The organism is Agromyces sp. NPDC057865, from assembly GCF_042796995.1.
Lineage (GTDB): Bacteria > Actinomycetota > Actinomycetes > Actinomycetales > Microbacteriaceae > Agromyces.
Genome location: NZ_JBHVMJ010000002.1, coordinates 496,489 through 514,777 on the forward strand (window position 1 = coordinate 496,489; position 18,289 = coordinate 514,777).

An 18,289-nucleotide genomic window follows, 5' to 3' on the forward strand; every position below is an offset into this window, starting at 1 on the left:
CGACCCGAAGAGGAGCCATGGACCGCGACCTGACCCTCGAGATCTCCGGCCGTGCGGCCGCCGACATCGCCGCGAGCGTGCGCGCCCTGATCGAACGCGGCGCGCTGCAGCCGGGCCAGGCGCTGCCGCCCGTACGGACACTCGCCGACACCCTCGGGGTGAACCGCAACACCGCCGTCGCGGCGTACCGGCAGCTCACCCAGGCCGGCGTGGTCGTCACCCGCGGGCGCGGCGGCACGCACGTCGCCGACCGCTCGGCCGTGCCGCAGGAGGGGTTCGCGGCCGACAGCGTGCTCCGCGACGTCGCGACCGGCAATCCCGACCCCGACCTCATCCCGGACCCGTCCCGCGCGCTCGCGCAGGTGGCCGGCCGTCCCGTGCTCTACGGCGAGCCCGTCATCGACCCGGGGCTCGAGCAGTGGGCGCAGTCCTGGATGCGCTCGGACCTCGCGCCCGATCAGGTGCGGCTCACGATCACGAGCGGCGCGGCCGACGCCGTCGAACGGCTCCTCGCCCTGGCCCTCGTGCGCGACGATGCGGTCGCCCTCGAGGACCCGTGCTTCCTCACGAGCATCCACACCGTGCGCGTCGGCGGCTACCGCGCGGTGCCGGTGCCGGTCGACGACGAGGGCATGACCGTCGAGGGCCTGCGCACGGCGCTCGACCAGGGCGTGCGCGCCATCGTGTGCACGCCGCGGGCGCAGAACCCCACGGGCGCGAGCCTGACCGAGGCCCGCGCCGCGGAGCTGCGGGCCGTGCTACGCGAGCACCCGTACGTGCTCGTCATCGAGGACGACCACTTCTCGATGCTGTCGCGCCGGCCGTTCCACTCCCTCATCGGCCCCGATCACCGGCGCTGGGCGCTCGTGCGCTCGGTGTCGAAGTTCCTCGGCCCCGACATGTGCCTCGCGGTGACGGCGTCCGACCCCGACACCGCCGAGCGGCTGGCGATGCGGCTCACCCCCGGGACCACCTGGGTGAGCCACCTCCTGCAGCGTCTGGCGCTCGCGCTCGTGACGGATCCCGACGTCGCGGCCGGCATCGAGGCGGCGGGCGCGCACTACGCCGAGCGCAACCGGGCCTTCGCCGAGCGGCTCACCGCGCTCGGAGTGCCCGCCGAGGCCAGCGACGGGCTCAACCTCTGGGTCGCCCTGCCGGTGCCGGCCCGCGACGTCACCGAGCAGCTCATGCGGCGCGGCTGGCTCGCCCGCCCGGGCGACGCGTTCGCGCTCGCCGACGCGCCCGCCGCCCGGCGGCTCCGGCTCACCGTGCACGACCTGGGGGACGCCGACGCCGAGCGCCTCGCGGCGGACATCGCGGGCGCGGTGCGTGCCGCGGGTGGACGGCTCGTCCCGGCCGGGATGCGATGATCGACCGGTGAAGGTCCTCTCGATCCAGTCCGCCGTCGCCTACGGGCACGTCGGCAACTCGGCCGCCGTGTTCCCGCTCCAGCGCATCGGCGTCGAGGTCATGCCGGTCTACACGGTCAACTTCTCCAACCACACGGGCTACGGCGCGTGGCGGGGTCCGCTCATCGACCCCGACGACGTGCGCGCGGTGATCACCGGCATCGAGGAGCGCGGCGCATTCCCCCAGGTCGACGTCGTGCTGTCGGGCTACCAGGGCGGCGAGGGCATCGCCGGCGTCATCCTCGACGCGGTCGCCCGGGTCAAGGCCGCGAACCCGTCGGCCATCTACGCGTGCGACCCGGTGATGGGCAATGCGAAGTCCGGATGCTTCGTGGCGCCGGCGATTCCCGTACTCCTGCGCGATCGCGTGGTGCCGGCCGCCGACCTCATCACGCCGAACCAGTTCGAACTCGGCTACCTGACTGGCACGGAGCCCGACACCCTCGAGTCCACGCTCGAGTCGGTCGACCTGATCCGCGCGACCGGTCCGCGCACCGTGCTCGTGACGAGCGTCGAGCGGCCCGATCGCGAGGAGGGCACGATCGAGATGCTCGCCGTCGACGACGCGGGCGCGTGGATCGTGCAGACCCCGCTGCTGCCCCTGAAGGCGAACGGCTCGGGCGACGTGACCGCGGCCCTCTTCACGGCGCACTACCGGCGTACCGGGGATGCCGCGGACGCCCTCGCGCGCGCGACCTCGAGCGTGTTCGACCTGCTCGAGCGCACCCACGCGTCGGGCGAGCGCGAGCTGCAGCTCGTCGAGTCGCAGGAGGCCTACGCGAACCCGCGGATGCAGTTCGCGGTGCGACAGGTGCGCTAGGCGCCCGACGCGTCAGCCCGGCCAGGCCTCCGCGATCTCCTGCCGCACCTCGCCGAGCAGTCGCGGCAGTGCCTTGGTGCCGGCGATGATCGGGAAGAAGTTCGCGTCGAGCGCCCACCGCGGCACGATGTGCTGGTGCAGGTGCTCGGCGATGCCGGCGCCGGCGATCCGGCCCTGGTTCATGCCGATGTTGAACCCGTCGCACCGGGAGACCTGCTTGACGACGCGCATCGCCACCTGCGTGAGCTCGCCGATCTCGGCGACCTCCTCGGCCGTCGCCTCGTCGTACGTCGCGATGTGGCGATACGGGCAGACGAGCAGGTGGCCGCTGTTGTACGGGTACAGGTTGAGCAGCACGTAGGCGAGCTTCCCGCGCGCGACGATGAGCGACTGCTCGTCGCTCAGCTCGGGCGCCCGGCAGAACGGGCAGGTGTGCTCGTCGGGCTGCTGGCCGTGCTGGATGTAGACGAGGCGGTGCGGCGTCCACAGCCGCTGGAACGCGTCGGGCACGCCGGCGAGGTCGGCCGCGTCATCCGTGGGCACGCCCTCGAACTCGTCGGCCTCGTACGCGCGGGTCATGCGAACAGTTCGTCCCTCGTGGTCACCTGGCGGCGGTCGTCGATCGCCGCGCGGATCCGGTCGATCGCGTCGGCGATCGGCACGCCGTTCTCCTGCGTGCCGTCGCGGAAGCGGAAGCTGACCGTCTCGCCGGCGCGGTCGTTCTCGCCCGCGATGAGCTGGAACGGCACCTTCTGGGTGGTGTGCGTGCGGATCTTCTTCTGCATGCGGTCGTCGCTCGTGTCGAGCTCGGCGCGCACGCCGGCGCGCTGCAGCTGCCGCACGATGTCGCCGAGGTACTCCGCGTACTCGTCGGCCACGGGGATCCCGATGACCTGCACCGGTGCGAGCCAGATCGGGAACGCGCCCGCGTAGTGCTCGGTGAGCACGCCGAAGAACCGCTCGATCGAGCCGAACTTCGCCGAGTGGATCATCACGGGCTGCTGGTGCGTGCCGTCGGCCGCAGTGTACTCGAGCCCGAAGCCCGCCGGCTGGTTGAAGTCGTACTGGATGGTCGACATCTGCCAGGTGCGACCGATCGCGTCGCGCGCCTGCACCGAGATCTTCGGGCCGTAGAACGCCGCGCCGCCCGGATCGGGCACGAGCTCGAGGCCAGAGGCCTCGGCGACCTCGCGCAGCACGTTCGTGGCCACCTCCCACTGCTCGTCGGTGCCCTTGAACTTGTCGGATGCCGCGTCGCGGGTCGAGAGCTCGAGGTAGAAGTCGTCCAGGCCGAAGTCGCGCAGCAGGCCCAGCACGAAGTCGAGCAGGTGCTTGATCTCCCCCGGCGCCTGCTCGGGCGTCACGTAGCTGTGCGAGTCGTCCTGGGTGAGGCCGCGCACGCGGGTGAGACCCTGCACGACGCCCGACTTCTCGTAGCGGTAGACCGTGCCGAACTCGAAGAACCGCAGCGGGAGCTCGCGGTACGAGCGACCGCGCGACCGGAAGATGAGGTTCTGCATGGGGCAGTTCATCGCCTTCAGGTAGTACTCGCTGTTCTCCAGGTCCATCGGCGGGAACATCGTGTCCTTGTAGTACGGCAGGTGCCCCGACAGCTCGAAGACGTGCGCCTTCGTGATGTGCGGGGTGGACACGTACTGGAACCCCTCCTCGATGTGCCGGCGACGGACGTAGTCCTCCATCTCGCGCTTGATGATGCCGCCCTTGGGGTGGAAGACGGGCAGGCCGCTGCCGATCTCCTCGGGGAACGAGAAGAGGTCGAGCTCAGCGCCGAGCTTGCGGTGGTCGCGGCGGGCGGCCTCCTCGAGGCGATGCTGGTACTCGCGCAGTTCGTCCTTCGTGGGCCAGGCGGTGCCGTAGATGCGCTGCAGCTGCGGGTTCTTCTCCGAGCCGCGCCAGTACGCCGCCGCCACGCGCATGAGCGCCCAGCCGTTGCCGATCATCCGGGTGTTCGGCAGGTGCGGCCCGCGGCAGAGGTCCTTCCAGGCGACCTCGCCGGTCCTGGGGTCGACGTTGTCGTAGATCGTGAGCTCGGAACCGCCGACCTCGACCGACTCGCTCTCCTCGAACTGCTCGGTGCCGGTGGCGTGGCCCTTCAGCCCGATGAGCTCGAGCTTGTACGGCTCCCCGGCGAGTTCGGCGCGGGCGTCGTCGTCGGTCACGACCCGTCGCACGAACCGCTGTCCGGAGCGGACGATGCGGGCCATCTCCTTGTCGAGGGCCTTGAGGTCCTCGGGGGTGAACGGCTCGGCGACGTCGAAGTCGTAGTAGAAGCCGTCGGTCACGGGCGGGCCGATGCCGAGCTTCGCCTCGGGATTGACGTTCTGCACCGCCTGCGCGAGGACGTGCGCGGTGGAGTGGCGGAGGATGCTCAGGCCGTCGGGCGAGTCGATCGTGACGGGCTCGACGACGTCGGACTCCGTCACCGTCGTGGCCAGGTCCTTGAGCTCGCCGTTGACGCGCATCGCGACAACGGATCGATCAGTGAAGAGCTCGAAGCCGTCGGCCACTGTGATCCACTCCCTGTGAGGTCGAAACGAACCCTTCAACTGTAGTGCGGCGCGGACGCACCACCGGCGCCGGGCATCCGGGCGCGCCCTGATGACGCCGACCCACCCAGGTTCTAGAGTTTTGCTCATGTCTACTACCGATCCAGGTGCCGCAGACCGCGCGCCACTGGCCGACGTCGCCCAGCTCGGCGAGTTCGAGAGCGACCTCACGTCGGAGGACTGGGCCGCGAAGCTGCGGTCCGGCGACCTCCATCTCGGCCCGATCTTCTGGGCGCCGATCGAGGTGCTCTCGCCCACGAAGACCATCGGGCTCGGGCGCACGAACCTCACGCTCATCCGTCCGACCATCGTGCAGACCGACACGCCCGTGCCGTTCGCCGGTTTCGATCGGCGCGAGTCGCCGAATCGGAACCCGGCGGTGTCGGTGCACTTCAACCCGAGCGCGTACGGCGCCACCGGACCGGGCACGTACGTGTTCACGTTCGCGGTCGACGCGCCGACCAGGGCGGCCTTCTCGCCGAGCGGGTTCGCCGGCAGCGGCACCGTCGACGCGCCCGGTTCGATCCGGTTCGAGGGACGGCGGGTGATCACGATCATCCTGCGGAACGTGCCGGCCGGCCAGGACACCTTCGCCGCCATCGAGCAGACCTCGGGCGAGTCGTGGTCGTGGTTCAGCACGCGCATCGCGCATCCGCCGCTCGTGTTCGACCCGCTGCCGATCAACCCCGGCCCCTGAGCGCCCGCTTGCGGCCGGAGCGCGCAAGCGGCGCGCTTCGGACGCGCTCGCTTGCGCCCGTTTACGCCCGGCTCTGCAAGAACACGACTTTCCGTTGACAATCCCTCGCAACCCCTTGTGACGCCGCTCGGCGGCGGCATACCCTCGCCTCACTCGCGGCCAGTCCGCGGTGTCCGATGGCGTGCACCACCGAGAGGAAACGAGTCGACGATGACGCGTCCCACGATCCCCGTCCCACCTGTTCGTCGACGGCGTCACTGGCGCGGTCGAGCGGCCGTCGCTGCGGCCGCCGCTGCGGCGATCGTCGCCGGCGCGGCGCTGGCCGGCCCCGCGGCATCCGCTGCGCCAGCGGCCCCGGTCGTCACGCGTGCGGCGCTCGACCCGGCCCTCGTCGCCGGCCGCGGTGCGGACGTGCCCTTCCTCGAGCAGGAGGCCGAGCACGCCACGACGAACGGCGAGATCATCGGCCCCGACCGCACGGCCTACACGCTGCCCGCCGAGGCATCCGGCCGCACCGCCGTGCGCCTCGACCCCGGTGAGCGCGTGGAGTTCACGCTGCCCGCGGCCGCGAACGCGATCACCGTGCGGTACAGCATCCCCGACGCGCCCACGGGCGGCGGCATCACGGCGCCGCTCGAGGTGCGCGTCGACGGCGGCGCGCCGAAGCTCATGACGCTCACCTCCGAGTACTCGTGGCTCTACAACCAGTACCCGTTCACGAACGACCCGAACGCGGGGCTCCTCCACCCCGACTGGTGGATCACCGAGTGCGGCTGCGTGCCCGGCGAGGGCTACGACGTGCAGAAGCCGTTCCGGCCCATGCACTTCTACGACGAGCAGCGGATGCTCCTGGGCGCGACGTACCCGGCCGGCTCCGTCGTCCGCCTCACGGCACCGCAGGGCACGGATGCCGCGTGGACGGTCATCGACCTGCTGGACTCCGAGCTCGTGGCGCCCCCGACCCCGCAGCCCGCGGCATCCGTCACCGTGACGAAGTTCGGCGCCGACCCGACCGGACGCCGCGACGCGGGGAACGCGTTCCGCACGGCGATCAAGTGGGCGCAGCGCCACGACGTCGACGTGTACATCCCGCCGGGCACGTTCCGCGTCGAGGAGCACCTCATCGTCGACGACGTCACGATCCGCGGCGCCGGCAACTGGCACTCGATCGTGTTCGGCGACGAGGTCTCGCTGAAGAAGCCCACGCCCGACGGCTCGGTGCACACCGGGGTCGGGTTCTACGGCAGGGACGCCGCCGACGGCGGCAGCCGCAACGTGCACCTCTCGGACTTCGCCATCCGCGGCGACGTGCGCGAGCGCATCGACACCGACCAGGTCAACGGCATCGGCGGCGCCATGAGCGATTCGACCATCGAGCGGCTGCACATCGAGCACACGAAGGTCGGCCTGTGGTTCGACGGGCCGATGCACGACCTCGTCGTGCGCGACAACATCGTGGTCGACCAGATCGCCGACGCGCTGAACTTCCACACCGGCGTGACCGACTCGCTCGTCGCGGGCAACTTCATCCGGAACACCGGTGACGACGGGCTCGCGATGTGGTCGGAGGGCACGGCGAACGCGCGCAACACGTTCGACCGCAACACGGTGCAGACACCGACGCTGGCGAACGGCATCGCGATCTACGGCGGCGCCGACAACACCGTGTCGAACAACCTCGTCGCCGACCCGATCCGCGAGGGCAGCGGCCTGCACGCCGGATCCCGCTTCGGCGCCGTGCCGTTCACGGGGACGCTCGCGTTCACCGACAACACGACGGTGCGCGCGGGCGGCTACGAGCTCAACTGGAACATCGGCCTCGGCGCGATCTGGTTCTACGCTCTGGACCGCTCGATCGACCAGGCCGACATCCGGGTCTCCGGCGATTTCCTCGACAACACGTACAACGCGATCATGCTCGTTTCCGACTGGCCCGTGAAGGACCAGGTGTCGATCTCGAACGTCCACTTCGAGGACGTCCGCGTCGACGGCACGGGCACCTCGGTCGTGAGCGCGCGCGTCGCGGGCTCGGCGTCGTTCGAGAACGTCGACGCCCGCAACGTGGGCGCCGTCGGCGTGAACAACTGCGGCTCGTTCAACTTCACCCCCGCGGGCTCGGAGTTCTCGCTCGTCGACCTCGGCGGGAACGACTCGAGCGGCGTGAACACCACCGGCCCGTGGCTCGCGCCGTGGGAGCTGCCGAACACGATCACGTGCGACGACCGGCCGCCCGTGGTGGCACCCCCGGCGCCGTCGCCCTGGTGACGCGCTGAGCCGGGCGGGTCGGATGCCTCGACGAGGCGTCCGGCCCGCTCCATGGCGCGGCGAAGACGTGCCCGGGATACGCGAAAAGCCCCGGCTCATGCCGGGGCCTTCGTCGTGGGCGATACTGGGATCGAACCAGTGACCTCTTCCGTGTCAGGGAAGCGCGCTACCGCTGCGCCAATCGCCCAAGTCGAGAACGGGGTTCTCAGGCTTGGAGGTGGATACGGGATTCGAACCCGTGTATACGGCTTTGCAGGCCGCTGCCTCGCCTCTCGGCCAATCCACCGTGTCTGGGTTCACCACCAAAGAACAGAAGGGGCTTTCGCCCCTACTGATCAGAGCGGATGACGAGACTCGAACTCGCGACCCTCACCTTGGCAAGGTGATGCGCTACCAACTGCGCCACATCCGCGTTGTCGCTGTTTCGGCGACAGAGAGACTCTAACGGATTCGGTGAACGAATCACAAACCGAGGGGGCCGCTTGGCCTGTTCGGCCCGGTCATCGCGCGAATCCATGCGCGTTTCCCGGGCGTGTCGAGGTGTGTCCGGGGTCGATTCCGCAGCGCCCGGCCCGCCGATGTGCATTCGCCCGGTCGGGTCGGCTAGTATCGAGTCCGCGGTCACGACGAGATCGGAACCGCATCCCACATGGGCGATTGGCGCAGCTGGTAGCGCGCTTCCTTCACACGGAAGAGGTCGTCGGTTCGAGCCCGGCATCGCCCACGGAAAACCCCCGGTCAACGGGGGTTTTTTGGTTAATCTATTCGCCCAGTGATCTGATGCGTGGTGCAGGTGTGGTGCAGGACCTCCCACGGGCTTCCCCGAACTGGCAATAGTGATCCCCCAAAAGCGCGACTGGTGCTTACCGATCACGGAAAGGTAGTCCGGGGCCCACAGACCGTTGCTCGGGCCGAGGCTACTGACGGTCGAGATGTCGTCACCGTGTGCCATGGCGCTGGCCTCGAGTCAGTTATGCGCGCGCCGCGGCGGGCGAGATGAGCTCGAGGATCTGCGCGTGCGACCGTTGAACTTCTCGTCGAGAGGGAAAGAAGGCCGCGATACTTCTGTTCGTCAGACCGATTGGAAGAGTGACCACCTCGCTGCCATCTGGCACCAGGGTTTCGAGACTCAATCCCCAGAACCCGCCGCCGGCGATGGGAATCGATTCTTCGGCTACCGCGATGATGTTGCCGCTCGGGATCGTGGCAATGTGCACAGGCGTGGCCGGTCCGTGCTTCTGAGCGGACCAAATGTGTACGCCGGCCCGGCTGACCCGCATGACCCCATGCTTGTTGAACCCCCGGTTCGCCGACGATAAGAAGGGCTGGAGGGCGTCACGGAGTTCCGGGGAGAAGAAGATCGCGAAGGTGGTGACCCCGTCGCGGTCGTCGTCTCGCAGACGTGCCACGAGTTTTCTGTTCCGAGCACCGAGCAAGACAAGTATCAACAGAGGCAGGCCGGTGATGACCGCAACGACAATGATGATCGCGCTGGCTGCGTCCGCGACGGCCATCCCATCGCGGGTCAGCCTCAGCAGTTGGCTGATGCACATCCCGACCAGCAGGACGAGTAGTCCCCAGATCGGAGGGCTTGGTCGCACGATGTTCACCTCGACTCGTTAGTTGTGCAGGAGAGTAGCAGCCCGCTCCGCTTCAACCGTGTGCGCGAGCTCGCGGCCGCAACGATCAGTGCGTTCAGGCATTTGCGGAGGACGCGCCTTAATGCAGGTTCAAGAGCGAGCACTGTCGATCACCCACCAAGTTCGATCCTTCTGAAGGTGAACTGTGTCATAGGACAAGAACCAGTAGGCCGAGGAACGTTCCCGGCGCAACACCCGGGCGCAAGGAGTCGCGTGGTGCAAACGTGGTGCAGAACTATGACAAGTTATGTCCTCGTGTGCCCGCAGATGGGGACTCCCGCCGCTGGGTAATCTCTGCCCTGATCGGGCTATGTCCAGAAATGTCCAACAGTGGGCAGTTCCGTCCAGGTCTTCACTTATCGTTCACACGGAAGAGGTCGTCGGTTCGAGCCCGGCATCGCCCACCATGAGACCCCCGGTCGCCGGGGGTTTTCCCGTTCCGGCGGCGTCCGCATCGGGGCACAACCCCGTTGTCGCGACCCCATGCCGCGGCTACCGTGGCCGGCGCACAGCGCGGCACCGGCGCCGCGCGACCGCGAGCGGAGGAACCATGACCGGTGAGGTGTCGTTCATCGAGTTCGGCGGGGCGGATGCCATGACGGCGCGTTCGTTCTACGGGAAGCTGTTCGGCTGGTCGTTCGAGTCCGGCCCAGGCGGCGACGGGTACGCGATCGAGGGCGCCGGCGTTCCCGCGGGCGTCCACGGCGGCGACGAGGGCGCGTCGCCCGACGTCTTCTTCCGCGTCGACGACCTGGATGCCGCCGTCGCTGAGGTCATCCGCCTCGGGGGCTCGGTCGACGAGCTCCCCGGAGGCGACGACGAGGCCACCGCCGCGATCTACGGCGAGTTCCGGCTCTGCCGCGACGACCAGGGGTCGCCGTTCGGACTGCACCGGCCGCCGCGACACTGAGACGGGCTCAGCGCCACCCGTACCGCTCACCGAGGGCGCTTGCGATCCGCCCGTAGCGGGCGGCGTCGAGCGACGCGGCCTCACGCCGCATCCCGCCGGACCGCACCCGGAACACGCGGTCGATCCGGGCCCAGCTCGCCCGGCCCGCGGCATCCCAGGCGCCATCGCCGAGCGCGACGAAGTCGCGGTCGCCGTCGTGCGGCTTGCTCGTGAGCTGCACCGCCAGGAAGTCCCCTCCCCCGGATGCCGCAACGATCGCGACCGGGCGGTCCTTGCCGCGCCCGTCGCGCTCCTCGAACGGCACCCACGTCCAGACGATCTCGCCGGGATCGGGCTCCCCGTCACGCGACGGCGTGTACGCCAGGCGCACGCCCTTCAGGCGCCGAGGATCCACCTCGACGGTGGCCGACGGCCCCGCCTGCCCAGGTGAGAGCAACCCTGTCGAGACGGACGTGGACGCGCCCGCGGCATCCGTCGACCGCGCTTGGCGCCGCCCGCCGGTGAGGGACCTGAAGACACGCCCGAGGGCGGTGAGGAAGCGGCTGGTGTCTGACACACCCGCACACTACCCCACCGCCCTCGCAGCCCTTCGACGGGCTCAGGAACCCTTCGACCGGCTCAGGACCCGTGGGTCAGACGGTCTCGAGCTTGTAGCCCTCCTCGCCGTGCACGACGGTGTCGATGCCGGCGATCTCGTCCTCGTTCTTGACCCGGAAGCCGATCGTCTTCTGGATCGCGAAGCCGATGACCCAGGCGAGCACGAACGAGTAGATCAGCACGGAGAAGGCCGCGATCGCCTGAACCAGGAGCTGCGTGCCGTCGCCGCCCGTGAACAGACCCTTGTCGGTCGCGAAGAAGCCGAGGTAGAGCGTGCCGATGAGGCCGCCGACGAGGTGGATGCCCACCACGTCGAGCGAGTCGTCGAAGCCCCACTTGAACTTCAGGTCGATCGCGAGGGCGCAGACGGCACCGGCGATGACGCCGAGGAGGATCGCCCAGCCCGGGGTCAGGAATGCACACGCCGGGGTGATCGCGACGAGGCCGGCGACAGCGCCCGACGCGGCGCCGATCGAGGTCGGCTTGCCGTCCTTGATCTTCTCCACGACCAGCCAGGCGAGCAGGGCCGCAGCGGGAGCGGCGAGCGTGTTGATCCACGCGAGCGCAGCGGTGCCGTCGGCCGCGAGCTCCGAGCCGGCGTTGAAGCCGAACCAGCCGAACCACAGGAGGCCGGCGCCGAGGAGCACGAAGGGCGGGTTGTGGGGCACGTGCGCGCCCTTCGAGAACCCGACGCGCTTGCCGAGCACCAGGGCGAGCGCGAGGGCGGCCGCACCGGCGTTGATGTGCACCGCCGTACCACCCGCGAAGTCGAGCGCGCCGGTGCCGAAGACCTCCTGCAGGCCGTAGGTGATCCAGCCGCCGTAGGCGAACGAGCCGTCTTCGGCGAGGCCGAAGTTGAACACCCAGCTCGCGACCGGGAAGTAGACGATCGTCGCCCAGAGGGCGGCGAAGATCATCCACGCGCCGAACTTGGCGCGGTCGGCGATGGCGCCCGAGACGAGCGCGACGGTGATGATCGCGAAGGTCGCCTGGAAGCCGACGAAGGCGAGCGGCGGGTAGGCCGCGCCTTCAGGCGTCTCGAGGAGGCTCGTGAGGCCGATGGCCGACCAGTCGATGGACCACGGCGCGCTCAGGCCGTCGGCCGACGGGAATGCGATCGCGTATCCGTAGAGCACCCACAGCACGCCGATGAGGCCCATCGCGCCGAAGCTCAGCATCATCATGCTGATGACGCTCTTCGCCTTGACGAGGCCGCCGTAGAAGAACGCGAGCCCGGGGGTCATGAGCAACACGAGTGCTGCTGATATCAGTAGGAACGCGGTGTTGCCTTGATCCATCTCGAACCTCTCTCAGATGCAGGGGTTGGGGAAACCTGTGCGGCCCAGTCTCATGACGGGACGTTTCGAGAGGGATCGTCTTGTGTTTCGCGTTCGTTACGGACCGGGCCGCTCACGTAAACAGCGTGTTTCGGCGCACCGAAGAGGCGATGTGAATCGCGGTCGTTCGGGAATGCGATCGCGTGCGCGATCAGGGGTGACGGATGCCGTCGGCTGAGACCGCGGCATCCGTGTGCGAACGCGCGATCGGATGCCGCGGCGCCCCTCAGTCGTGCGGCGGCAGCTCGCCCGTGGTGAGCGCGATCATGCGGCTCATCGCGCGGAGGTACTTCTTGCGGTAGCCGCCGCCCATCATCTCGTCGTCGAAGACCTTGTCGAGCGGGAGCCCGCTCGCGAGGATCGGGACCTCGGCGTCGTAGACGCGGTCGATGAAGGCCACGAGGCGCAGGGCCGCGTTCTGGTTCGACAGCTGGTGCACGCCCTCGAGGCCGATGAACTCGACGCCCTCGATGAGCTTGATGTACTTCGACGGGTGCACCGTCGCGAGATGCGCGATGAGGTCGTCGAATCCGTCGAGCGAGACGGCGTGGCCGCGGGCGGCGAGCGCCTCGGCCGCGTGGGTCACCGCGGCGTCCTCGCCCATGGCCTCGGCATGGCCCTCGGTGTCGCGGCGGCGGTAGTCGAGGCCGTCGATGCGCAGCGTCTCGAAGTTCGACGAGAGGGCGTGGATCTCGCGGAGGAAGTCGGCGGCCGCGAACCGGCCCTCGCCGAGCGCGTTCGGCGGGGTGTTCGACGTCGCAGCCACGCGCGTGCCGCCGGCCATGAGCTCGCCGAGGAACCGCGTCATCAGCATGGTGTCGCCCGGGTCGTCGAGCTCGAACTCGTCGATGCAGACGAGGCGCGCGCCGCGCAGGAGCTCGACCGCCTTGGCGTAGCCGAGCGCACCCACGAGCGCGGTGTACTCGATGAACGTGCCGAAGTACTTCGGACCGTGCGCGACGTGCCAGAGCGCCGCGAGGAGGTGCGTCTTGCCGACGCCGAAGCCGCCGTCGAGGTAGACGCCGGGGAGCTCGATGCGCGCCGGCCGCTTGCGCGAGAAGAAGCCGCCCGGGCGCTGCGCGGCGCGCCAGGCGCCCGCGAACTCGTTCAGCCGGTCGAGGGCCGCCTGCTGCGAGGGGTAGTCGGGGTCGGGCCGATAGGATTCGAAGGTCGCGTGCTCGAACTGCGGCGGCGGCACCAGCTCCGAGGCGATCTCGCCGGCCGAGATCGACGGGTTCCGCTCGACGAGGCGGATGAGGGCATGGCTCGCTGCCGTGGTCATGCTGGAGGGACTCCCGTATTGCACCGGATGACGGGCATGCTGACTTCCACCCGCACGCCGCGTAGATTCGAGGTGGACAGGTCACCAGCCTAGTCCGCTCCCCCGCACACCCCGTCCGATCGGACGATCCCAGGAGGTTCCCCATGCCCGCCGAGTTCGACTCCGCCGCGAAGTTCGCCGAGTACGCCCACCCCGAGCGTCTCGTGACCACCGACTGGCTCGCCGAGCGGCTCGGCCAACCGGGTCTCGTGGTCGTCGAGTCCGATGAAGACGTCCTGCTCTACGAGACGGGCCACATCCCGACCGCCGTCAAGATCGACTGGCACACCGACCTCAACGACCCGGTCGTGCGCGACTACATCGACGGCGAGCAGTTCGCCGCGCTCCTCGGCTCGAAGGGCATCTCGCGCGACACCACCGTCGTCATCTACGGCGACAAGAACAACTGGTGGGCCGCGTACGCGCTCTGGGTGTTCACCCTGTTCGGCCACGAGGACGTGCGCCTGCTCGACGGCGGCCGCGACCTCTGGATCGCCGAGGGCCGCCCGCTCACGACCGACGTCCCCGACGCGACCGCCGTGGAGTACCCCGTGGTGGAGCGCGACGACAGCGTCGTCCGCGCCTACAAGGATGACGTGCTCGCACACTTCGGCAACCCGCTCATCGACGTCCGCTCCCCCGAGGAGTACAACGGCGAGCGCACGAGTGCCCCCGCCTACCCCGAGGAGGGCGCGCTCCGCGCCGGCCACATCCCCACCGCGGCATCCGTGCCGTGGGCTCGTGCCGCCGCGCCCGACGGCACCTTCAAGACCCGTGAGGAGCTCGACGCGATCTACCGCGGCGAGGCCGGCCTGCAGGACGGCGACGACGTGATCGCCTACTGCCGCATCGGCGAGCGCTCGAGCCACACCTGGTTCGTGCTCGCGCACCTGCTCGGCTTCGAGAAGGTCCGCAACTACGACGGCTCGTGGACCGAGTGGGGCAGCGCCGTGCGCGTGCCGATCGTCTCGGGCGCCGAGCGCGGCGAGGTCCCGACCCGCTAGACGTCCGCCTGAACCGGTCGGCAGGCCGGGCGGGCGGGGTCGCGCGTCCGTGATGGGAGAATGGAACCGATGGACGCCACGACCCTCCCCGCCCCGCTCGCCGAGACCCGCGAGGACTTCCTCGCGCTCGGCGTCAAGGACCGCCTGCAGCTGCTGCTCGAGTTCTCGAACGAGCTGCCCGAGCTGCCCGAGCGGTACCGCGATCACCCCGACCTCCTCGAGAAGGTCGAGGAGTGCCAGTCGCCGGTCTACATCTTCGTCGAGGTCGTCGACGGTCGCGTGCACCTGCACGCGACGGCGCCGGCCGAGTCGCCCACCACGCGCGGCTTCGCGTCGATCCTCGTGCAGGGCCTCGACGGGCTCACGGTCGACGAGGTGCTCGACGTGCCCGGCGACTACCCGCAATCGCTCGGCCTCGCCGAGGCGGTGTCCCCGCTCCGGGTCCGCGGCATGACCGGCATGCTCGGTCGCGTGAAGCGCCAGGTGCACGCGCGCATCGCCGCCGCCTGACCCGAACGGATGCCGCAGCGCCGCGTCGCGGCATCCGCTGCGTGCCTCGGCCCGCCTAGCCCGTGATCTCGGCCTCGTCGGCCAGCCGCTTCGCGTCGAGCGAGCTGCGCTCGAGCCAGCCCCGCACGAGCCCCGTCCAGCGGTCGGTGTCGTGGTTCCACAGCTTCGTGTGACGCGCGCCCTCGAACTCCTCGAACTGCACGAGGTCGGGCCGGGCGGCCGCGAGCCGGCGTGAGCCGTCGATCGGCACGAAGCCGTCGTCGACGCTGTGCATGAGCAGGATCGGGACCGGCAGTTCCTCGGCGCGCGCGACGGGATCGAGGTCGTCGACGTCGATGGGCGCGGCGACACCCGTCAGCCCACCGCTCCACGGGCCTCCGAGTACGCGCGCCACAGCGTCGCCGAGGCCGCGCGGAAAGCCGAGCGCCTGTCCCTGGAAGCGCAGGATGTCGACCCAGTCGATCGCCGGCGAGTCGAGGATGAGCCCGACGAGCCGTTCGCGCACGGCGGCCGAGCGCAGCACGGCCTGCAGCGAGATCGCGCCGCCCATCGACCAGCCCATGAGGACGATGCGCTCGGCGCCGTGGTCCTCGGCGTAGCGCACGGCGGCGACGACGTCGGCCCATTCCGTGCCGCCGAGGCCGTAGCGGCGGTCCTCGCTCTCGGGCGCCTCGCCGTCGTTGCGGTACGAGATGAGGAGCGAGTTCCAGCCCGCCTCCCGGGCGGGATCGACGGCGCGCAGCGTCTCCTGGCGCTTCGCGCCGCGCCCGTGCACCTGGATCACCCAGCGGTCCGTCGGCGTCGCCGCCGGGACGAACCACGCCGGAGCCGGACCGAGCGGCGTCTCCACCACGACGTTCTCGTACTCGTGCCCGAGCTCCCAGGGTCCGAGGTGGTACCAGCCGCTGACCCGGCCGTGGGCCGCGCGGTCGAGTCGTCCGAAGTCGACCGACTGGACGCTCCGGCGCACGACGCGCTCGTCCTCCTCGATCACGTCGCCCATGCGCGCGTAGCCCGAGTCGTGCTCGAACCAGAGGCCGTAGCGGCCGCGCATGCGGGTCTCGTCGGATGCCGCGAGTGCGATCTCTCCGGCGGCGAGGTCCACACCCACGATGCGCTCCTCGTCGGGCCGCGTCGTCGGCGGGATCACCACCCGCCGGGCGTATGCCACGGTGACGACCGCGGCCACGGTCGCGACGGCTGCGGTGAGCATCCCGACGGCCACCGCGGCCAGTCCGAGCGTTCCCACCGCACCGGTGCGTCGACCCATCCGTGCCCTCCCTCGCGAAGGTGTCGTCCGTGTGGCATGCGATGCGGCGTGCCGCCGCCATGACCCCTGTTCGAGAGCCTAGTCTGCACTCGTGCCCGACTCCTCGACGCATCGGCCCCCCGAGTTCGAGGCCGCACTCGAGGCGTTGCGAGCGGCCTCGCTGCGGCCCGAGCTGCGCGTGTCGGAGATCCCCGCACCCGGCTCGCTCGCCCCGTGGGCGGCCGCGCTCTCGGCCGATGTCGGCACCGGACGCCACGGCGACGACTCCGACCTCGGTACCGGGCGCTTCGTGCTGCTCTACGACCCCGACGAGCCCGAGGCATGGGGCGGGCGCTTCCGCGTGGTGTGCTTCACCCAGGCGCCCCTCGAGACCGACATCGGCCTCGACCCCTTCCTCGCGGATGTCGCGTGGTCGTGGCTCGTCGACGCACTCGATGCCCGGGGCGCCCGCTACATCGCCGCCTCGGGCACGGCGACCAAGATCCTGTCCACCGGATTCGGCGAGCTGGCCCGCCAGGGCGACGGCGCCCAGATCGAGGTGCGAGCGTCGTGGACGCCCCTCGATGCTGCCGTGGGCCCGCATGTGGAAGGCTGGGGAGAGTTGTTGTGCATGCTCGCGGGGCTGCCGCCTCGATCCGAGGGGGTGACCGCCCTGCCCCGACGGAGGACCAAGCGTGGATGAATTCCGGGTGATCGAGTCGCCCGCCGACTTCGAGGAAGCGGTGCGGCGACTCGCCGACGGCGAGGGTCCGGTCGCGGTCGACGCCGAGCGCGCGAGTGGATTCCGCTACTCGCAGCGCGCCTACCTCATCCAGATGTACCGACGCGGCTCGGGCACGTTCCTGTTCGATCCGCCCCGGATCCCCGACTTCACCACGCTCGAGGACGCCGTCCACGCCGAGGAGTGGGTGCTGCACGCCGCGAGCCAGGACCTCGCCTGCCTCCGCGAGGTCGGACTCGACCCCGACCACATCTTCGACACCGAGCTCGCCGCCCGCCTGCTCGGCATGCCGCGCGTCGGCCTCGCCTCGGTCGTCGAGGAGCTGCTCGGCATCAGGCTCGCGAAGGAACACTCGGCAGCCGACTGGTCGACCCGGCCGCTGCCGCAGTCGTGGCTCACCTACGCCGCACTCGACGTCGAGCTCCTCGTCGACGTCCGCGACCGGCTCGCCGAGCGCCTCGAAGAGACCGGCAAGGCCGACCTCGCAGGCCAGGAGTTCGACGCGGTGCTCACCCGTGAGGCGAAGCCGGCCGCCGCCGAGCCGTGGCGCCGCCTCTCGGGCATCCACGGCCTGCGCAATCCGCGCAACCTCGCCGTCGCCCGTGAGCTCTGGCTCGCGCGCGACGCCCGCGCCTCCGAGCTCGATGTCGCCCCGGGTCGCATGGTGCCGGATGCCTCGATCCTCGCCGTCGCGAAGGTCCTCCCCCAATCCCGCCGCGCGCTGGCCGACCTCCGCGAGTTCACCGGCCGTGCGAGCCGCTCAGAACTCGACCGCTGGTGGACCGCCGTCGAGTCCGGCCTCGCCACGAGCCAGCTCCCCGCCGTGCGCGTGCCGAGCGACTCACCGCCCCCGCCGCGCGCGTGGGCGATGCGCAACCCCGAGGCCGACGCTCGACTGCGCCTCGCGAAGGCCGGCGTGACCGAGGTGGCCGAGCGGCTCGAGATGCCGGTGGAGAACCTGCTCACGCCCGACCACCTGCGCCGCGTCGCCTGGCAGCCTCCGGCGGATCCCGGCCCGGCGGGAATCGGCGCGGCACTCTCGGCCCTCGGCGCGCGCCCGTGGCAGGTTGCGGAAACTGCACAGATCATCGCCGACGCCTTTGTGGAGGCGTCACAATCGGTGCAAGACGCCGCCAGCGACGGATCGTAGGTTCCGTCAAGCGATTCCGCGCGGCTCCGGAGCGTTCCTAGGATCGAATCATCCTCTGATCGAAACGGAGC

16 protein-coding genes and 4 tRNA genes are annotated in these 18,289 nt (G+C 70.2%); 10 read left to right on the plus strand and 10 right to left on the minus strand.

Features of this window, described 5'->3' with window-relative positions; translation table 11 throughout:
• The first annotated feature begins 17 nt into the window (after positions 1-17).
• Positions 18-1,370: an aminotransferase class I/II-fold pyridoxal phosphate-dependent enzyme gene (locus tag ACFVN5_RS09960; RefSeq protein WP_376954905.1), complete on the plus strand. Its 1,353-nt coding sequence runs from the start codon at positions 18-20 to the stop codon at positions 1,368-1,370.
• Positions 1,371-1,377: 7 nt separating this feature from the next.
• Positions 1,378-2,229, plus strand: coding sequence for a pyridoxal kinase PdxY (gene pdxY / locus ACFVN5_RS09965; RefSeq protein ID WP_376954907.1), 852 nt, complete (start codon positions 1,378-1,380; stop codon positions 2,227-2,229).
• 12 nt (positions 2,230-2,241) lie between these two features.
• On the opposite strand, the gene ACFVN5_RS09970 is transcribed toward pdxY, so the two are convergent.
• Both ACFVN5_RS09970 and thrS read right to left on the minus strand, forming a co-directional pair.
• Positions 2,242-2,808, minus strand: coding sequence for an HIT family protein (locus ACFVN5_RS09970; protein ID WP_376954908.1), 567 nt, complete (start codon positions 2,806-2,808; stop codon positions 2,242-2,244).
• Entirely contained in the window at positions 2,805-4,712 is a 1,908-nt protein-coding gene (gene thrS / locus ACFVN5_RS09975) for a threonine--tRNA ligase (RefSeq protein ID WP_376955635.1), read from the minus strand. Before thrS ends, ACFVN5_RS09970 begins: the two co-directional genes overlap by 4 nt.
• Positions 4,713-4,884: 172 nt before the next feature.
• Between thrS and ACFVN5_RS09980 the strand changes: the two genes are divergently transcribed.
• On the plus strand, positions 4,885-5,493 hold the full coding sequence (locus tag ACFVN5_RS09980) for a hypothetical protein (RefSeq protein WP_376954909.1): 609 nt from the start codon (positions 4,885-4,887) through the stop codon (positions 5,491-5,493).
• A gap of 210 nt (positions 5,494-5,703) precedes the next feature.
• Positions 5,704-7,758, plus strand: a complete 2,055-nt coding sequence (locus tag ACFVN5_RS09985; RefSeq protein WP_376954910.1) for a glycosyl hydrolase family 28-related protein — start codon at positions 5,704-5,706, stop codon at positions 7,756-7,758.
• Between the two features lie 115 nt (positions 7,759-7,873).
• Here the strand turns inward: ACFVN5_RS09985 and ACFVN5_RS09990 are convergent.
• The 3 genes from ACFVN5_RS09990 to ACFVN5_RS10000 all read right to left on the minus strand — a co-directional run bounded on the left by ACFVN5_RS09990 (position 7,874) and on the right by ACFVN5_RS10000 (position 8,170).
• A tRNA-Val gene (locus ACFVN5_RS09990) sits at positions 7,874-7,945 on the minus strand.
• Positions 7,946-7,970: 25 nt separating this feature from the next.
• A tRNA-Cys gene (locus tag ACFVN5_RS09995) sits at positions 7,971-8,044 on the minus strand.
• Between the two features lie 53 nt (positions 8,045-8,097).
• A tRNA-Gly gene (locus ACFVN5_RS10000) sits at positions 8,098-8,170 on the minus strand.
• A 239-nt stretch (positions 8,171-8,409) separates the two neighbouring features.
• Here ACFVN5_RS10000 and ACFVN5_RS10005 point away from each other — a divergent pair.
• Positions 8,410-8,482 (plus strand) — tRNA-Val (locus ACFVN5_RS10005).
• A 247-nt stretch (positions 8,483-8,729) separates the two neighbouring features.
• Here ACFVN5_RS10005 and ACFVN5_RS10010 read toward each other — a convergent pair.
• Entirely contained in the window at positions 8,730-9,368 is a 639-nt protein-coding gene (locus ACFVN5_RS10010) for a hypothetical protein (protein ID WP_376954911.1), read from the minus strand.
• Between the two features lie 580 nt (positions 9,369-9,948).
• On the opposite strand from ACFVN5_RS10010, the gene ACFVN5_RS10015 reads away from it, so the two are divergent.
• The gene (locus tag ACFVN5_RS10015) at positions 9,949-10,308 is read left to right on the plus strand and encodes a VOC family protein (protein ID WP_376954913.1); all 360 of its coding nucleotides are present in this window, start codon (positions 9,949-9,951) and stop codon (positions 10,306-10,308) included.
• A gap of 7 nt (positions 10,309-10,315) precedes the next feature.
• Here ACFVN5_RS10015 and ACFVN5_RS10020 read toward each other — a convergent pair whose 3' ends face one another.
• The 3 genes from ACFVN5_RS10020 to zapE all read right to left on the minus strand — a co-directional run bounded on the left by ACFVN5_RS10020 (position 10,316) and on the right by zapE (position 13,524).
• The gene (locus ACFVN5_RS10020) at positions 10,316-10,864 is read right to left on the minus strand and encodes a type II toxin-antitoxin system PemK/MazF family toxin (RefSeq protein ID WP_376954914.1); all 549 of its coding nucleotides are present in this window, start codon (positions 10,862-10,864) and stop codon (positions 10,316-10,318) included.
• Positions 10,865-10,940: 76 nt separating this feature from the next.
• Entirely contained in the window at positions 10,941-12,203 is a 1,263-nt protein-coding gene (locus tag ACFVN5_RS10025; RefSeq protein WP_376954915.1) for an ammonium transporter, read from the minus strand.
• 265 nt (positions 12,204-12,468) lie between these two features.
• A complete protein-coding gene (gene zapE, locus ACFVN5_RS10030; protein WP_376954916.1) occupies positions 12,469-13,524 on the minus strand; it encodes a cell division protein ZapE in 1,056 nt (351 codons plus the stop codon).
• 143 nt (positions 13,525-13,667) lie between these two features.
• On the opposite strand from zapE, the gene ACFVN5_RS10035 reads away from it, so the two are divergent.
• Together ACFVN5_RS10035 and ACFVN5_RS10040 are read left to right on the plus strand one after the other, a co-directional pair.
• Positions 13,668-14,567: a sulfurtransferase gene (locus ACFVN5_RS10035; protein WP_376954918.1), complete on the plus strand. Its 900-nt coding sequence runs from the start codon at positions 13,668-13,670 to the stop codon at positions 14,565-14,567.
• A 69-nt stretch (positions 14,568-14,636) separates the two neighbouring features.
• Positions 14,637-15,077 carry a SufE family protein gene (locus tag ACFVN5_RS10040; RefSeq protein WP_376954920.1) on the plus strand — a complete coding sequence of 147 codons (441 nt, stop codon included), beginning with the start codon at positions 14,637-14,639 and terminating at the stop codon, positions 15,075-15,077.
• A 55-nt stretch (positions 15,078-15,132) separates the two neighbouring features.
• On the opposite strand, the gene ACFVN5_RS10045 is transcribed toward ACFVN5_RS10040, so the two are convergent.
• Entirely contained in the window at positions 15,133-16,347 is a 1,215-nt protein-coding gene (locus tag ACFVN5_RS10045) for an alpha/beta hydrolase family protein (protein WP_376954921.1), read from the minus strand.
• A gap of 91 nt (positions 16,348-16,438) precedes the next feature.
• On the opposite strand from ACFVN5_RS10045, the gene ACFVN5_RS10050 reads away from it, so the two are divergent.
• Positions 16,439-17,029, plus strand: a complete 591-nt coding sequence (locus tag ACFVN5_RS10050) for a DUF3000 domain-containing protein (RefSeq protein WP_376954922.1) — start codon at positions 16,439-16,441, stop codon at positions 17,027-17,029.
• Positions 17,022-18,218, plus strand: a complete 1,197-nt coding sequence (locus tag ACFVN5_RS10055; RefSeq protein WP_376954924.1) for a ribonuclease D — start codon at positions 17,022-17,024, stop codon at positions 18,216-18,218. The genes ACFVN5_RS10050 and ACFVN5_RS10055 overlap by 8 nt, the downstream gene beginning before the upstream one ends.
• Positions 18,219-18,289 lie beyond the last annotated feature (71 nt).

Excerpts from the sequence above, each read along its gene's own strand:
- ACFVN5_RS09960 (WP_376954905.1), top strand. The coding sequence starts at position 18 with ATGGACCGCGACCTGACCCTCGAGATCTCCGGCCGTGCGGCCGCCGAC.
- ACFVN5_RS09970 (WP_376954908.1), bottom strand. The coding sequence starts at position 2,808 with ATGACCCGCGCGTACGAGGCCGACGAGTTCGAGGGCGTGCCCACGGAT.
- thrS (WP_376955635.1), bottom strand. The coding sequence starts at position 4,712 with ATGCGCGTCAACGGCGAGCTCAAGGACCTGGCCACGACGGTGACGGAG.
- ACFVN5_RS09980 (WP_376954909.1), top strand. The coding sequence starts at position 4,885 with ATGTCTACTACCGATCCAGGTGCCGCAGACCGCGCGCCACTGGCCGAC.
- ACFVN5_RS09985 (WP_376954910.1), top strand. The coding sequence starts at position 5,704 with ATGACGCGTCCCACGATCCCCGTCCCACCTGTTCGTCGACGGCGTCAC.
- ACFVN5_RS10015 (WP_376954913.1), top strand. The coding sequence starts at position 9,949 with ATGACCGGTGAGGTGTCGTTCATCGAGTTCGGCGGGGCGGATGCCATG.
- ACFVN5_RS10025 (WP_376954915.1), bottom strand. The coding sequence starts at position 12,203 with ATGGATCAAGGCAACACCGCGTTCCTACTGATATCAGCAGCACTCGTG.
- zapE (WP_376954916.1), bottom strand. The coding sequence starts at position 13,524 with ATGACCACGGCAGCGAGCCATGCCCTCATCCGCCTCGTCGAGCGGAAC.
- ACFVN5_RS10035 (WP_376954918.1), top strand. The coding sequence starts at position 13,668 with ATGCCCGCCGAGTTCGACTCCGCCGCGAAGTTCGCCGAGTACGCCCAC.
- ACFVN5_RS10040 (WP_376954920.1), top strand. The coding sequence starts at position 14,637 with ATGGACGCCACGACCCTCCCCGCCCCGCTCGCCGAGACCCGCGAGGAC.
- ACFVN5_RS10045 (WP_376954921.1), bottom strand. The coding sequence starts at position 16,347 with ATGGGTCGACGCACCGGTGCGGTGGGAACGCTCGGACTGGCCGCGGTG.